Genomic DNA, 3,423 nt, shown 5'->3' with positions numbered 1-3,423 from the left:
ATTATAGCCTCAATAATTTATATTTTGTGTAATATTACTAAGTTTACTTTATTGAAAGAGCGATTAGTTTTATATAAAGTAAATAAGGCTTCTAGTTCCAAATCTCTTAAAAATTACCAGGATATTAATAAAACGTCAGAACAAGAGTTCTTACAAGCAAAGCTTCTCTGGATTCATGCTGCTAGTGTAGGGGAAATCACCTCTGTTTTTGCTCTAATTCATAGAATTAAACTGGAAAATCCTCATTATCAATTTTTAATTACTACTCATACACTTACTTCAAGAAATCTAATAAAACAACAGTTTAAAAATACAGTAATGTGTAAATATTTTCCTTTAGATAATTATTTTTTAATAGAAAGCTTTCTGAATAAATGGCAACCTCAGTTAGTATTGTGGATAGAATCTGATTTTTGGCTTAATGCTTTAATGGCATTACAAAAAAAACAAATCCCGACAGTGTTATTAAACGCTAGAATGTCTAATGAATCTTATAAAAAATGGCTAAAGGTTAATTTTTTAATCAAGAAAATTTTTAGTTATTTTAAGATCATTTTACCAATGTCAGAGCAAGATTTTACTAAATATTACAAACTTGGTGCTAAAAACTTACATTTTATAGGAAACTTAAAATATAATTTAACTCATACCTTAAATTATAATCAAGCTAAATACAATTTATTAAAAGAGCAATTTCAAGGGAGAGAGATTATTGTAGCAATTAGCACTCATAACAATGAAGAGGATATCTTAATACAAACTCATAGGGAACTAAAATTACAATATCCGAATTTATTAACAATTATTATCCCAAGACATATCACTAGAGTTCCTAAACTATTAGAGATATATCGGAAGATAGGATTAGAAGTGAGGAATTATTCAGGAATGCAGTATGAGCAAATATCTTATCAAGAAGTAGTACCTTATAAAGCAAGACAATCTTTTAGGATGCAAAATAAAGTTGAGCAGAGCAAAAATATAGAGATTATTTTAGTTGATACAATCGGAGAAGTGTTATTATTTTGTGCTTTAAGCTCATTGGTTTTTGTGGGAAAGTCTTTATCTTCTTTAAAAAAGGGCGGGCAGAATCTATTAGAGCCTTTAAGTATAGGGGCAATAGTAGTTTTTGGTAAAAATATGAGTAATTTTTATGATATAGCCCAGGAGGTTGTAAAACAAGAATTAGGTTATATGGTAGATTCTTCCGAAGAATTAAGAGCAACATTTACTAAAATACTTAACTTACCTGTAGAGATTAAAGCTAAAAAAAAGCTACAAGCTAAAGAATTCATTACAAAAAACTCTTTAGTAGTTGATAAATATTTTGAGTACATTCAGAGGTATTTAGTATGAATATTATAAATTTTTGGCAAAGAAAAACTATTTTTAACCATTTATTAATACCGATTTCTTGGATTTGGAGCTTAGTTAGTTATGTTAAGAGTAAAAAAAAACCTTATTACAGCAAACAATTTGTGATTTGTGTCGGGAATATTAATGTTGGGGGTGTCGGAAAAACTCCTACAGCTATATTTTTAGCTAAAGCCTTACAACAAAAAGGTTTAAAAATAGCCTTTCTAACTAAAGGCTATAAAGCAGAATTACTAGGCCCTTTGCTGGTAAATAACCAACATAAAGCAAGTGAAGTAGGAGATGAAGCAGTACTTTTAGCAGTTGTTGCTCCTACTGTTATGGCAAAAAGTTGGCTTTTAGGAATTAAGGAACTTGAAAAATATAATTTTGATTGCATTATTATGGATGATGGATTACAAAATTATAGTATTTACAAAAATTATACAATCCTAGTAGTAAATGCTGATTATGGATTCGGAAATCAAAAAATTATTCCTGCTGGACCTCTAAGAGAAAGTATTAATAAGGTATTACCTAAAATTAACAGGGTTGTAATTTTAGAAAAAGATATCTCTAAACTAGAGGAGAAACTTAGACAAAAAATAGCAGTTATGAAGTATGATATTAAGATATATCAAGGTCATTATCAGGTTTTAACCTTAAACTTAGATAAAAGTACTAAATATCTAGCTTTTGCCGCCATAGGATTACCGAGTAAATTTTTTAATTCTTTAAAAAAGCTAGGGTTAAATATAGTTAGCACTAAAGAGTACCGAGATCATTATCTATATAAAGAGCAAGATTTAGAAAAATTACTGTCAGAGGCTTACAAATATAATGCTAGATTAATAACTACAGAAAAAGATTTTGTGAAAATTCCAAGCAAATATCATAATCATGTGCTAGTATTAAAAATAAAACTTCACTTAGGGGTAGGTATAATCGAGGATATTTTTTTTCACTATAGTTCCTACTATAAAAACTATACTAATTAAAGAATTTTTAGGAAAAAAGATAATACATCTTTTTTATATTTTGAATATGAAATTTAAACTTATAACAATAAATTATCTAATAACAATATTAGCAAAAATAGTAGATATGTGCTTAATGGTGTTTGTTTATTTTTTATATTTTTTTATAAAATTTTTAATTCCATATAAAATAGCTTCTAATTTGGGAGGAATCTTAGCTTCAAAAGTTTTATTTCATATTCCTTTAAAAAGAAAAACCGAAATTTTAGCAAATATTAGGTTAGCGTTTAGAAATTTATCAGCAACTGAAGTTAAGTCGGTTTACAGGGAATCTTTAGATAATTTTTGTAGAAGTATTATAGAAATTCCTAAACTTGCTTATTTATATACTTCAAAAAAGTATTTTATTATAGAAGATGAATATAATATTTTAAATACTCAAAAATCTTTAATTTTATTTAGTGCTCATATGGGGAATTGGGAATTATTGGGCTTCCCTTTCTTTAAGGATGGTTGTACCTCTTATGCTTTATATAAAAAGCTCAGTAATATGTACATAAATAACTTATTAGATCAGGCAAGGTTGCAAAAAAGCAGATTGTGTGATTATAAAATGTTAGCTGGGAATAAGAAAAATTTAGTATTTTTAAATTCTGAATTTAATAAACATAATAATACAAGATTATTAATGCTGGTAGATCAGAGAATTAGAGAAGGAATTAAAACTAAATTTTTTAATAGAGAAGTGCTAACCAGCCATTTTGTTCCAAGATTGGCTATAAAATATAATTTACCTTTAACTCCAATTAGAGTAGTAAGACAAAAAGATAAAACCAGTTTTAAGATTATTATTGAAAAACAAATTAATATTCTAAAAACTAATGATTTAAGTCAAGATGTTAAAAACTTAACCCAAAGTATGAATGATACCATTGAGTGTTGGATAACAGAGCATAAAGAGCAATGGTTTTGGTTACACAGAAGATGGTAAGATTAAAACTTAAAAAAATTATGTATAATATCAAAACTAGTTAGATACTATACAAAAATTCAGCAATAACTAAGGTATTGCTTACTAATTAGGGAACATTAA

3 protein-coding genes are annotated in these 3,423 nt (G+C 26.9%); all 3 read left to right on the top strand.

Annotation, left to right across the window (positions count from 1 at the left end):
* A partial coding sequence (locus tag ACQCX0_RS00960) for a 3-deoxy-D-manno-octulosonic acid transferase (protein WP_462562231.1) occupies positions 1–1,356 on the top strand: 1,356 nt, incomplete at its 5' end.
* Complete coding sequence (gene lpxK, locus ACQCX0_RS00955; RefSeq protein ID WP_462562230.1) at positions 1,353–2,351, top strand: tetraacyldisaccharide 4'-kinase; 999 nt, start codon at positions 1,353–1,355, stop codon at positions 2,349–2,351. The genes ACQCX0_RS00960 and lpxK, both read left to right, overlap by 4 nt.
* Positions 2,352–2,466: 115 nt before the next feature.
* The gene (locus ACQCX0_RS00950; RefSeq protein WP_462562229.1) at positions 2,467–3,321 is read left to right on the top strand and encodes a lysophospholipid acyltransferase family protein; all 855 of its coding nucleotides are present in this window, start codon (positions 2,467–2,469) and stop codon (positions 3,319–3,321) included.
* The last annotated feature ends 102 nt before the right edge of the window (positions 3,322–3,423 follow it).

Source organism: Candidatus Hepatincolaceae symbiont of Strigamia maritima, assembly GCF_055505085.1.
Note: the sequence above shows the minus strand (reverse complement) of the source record. Positions and strands in the feature narration are given on the sequence as shown.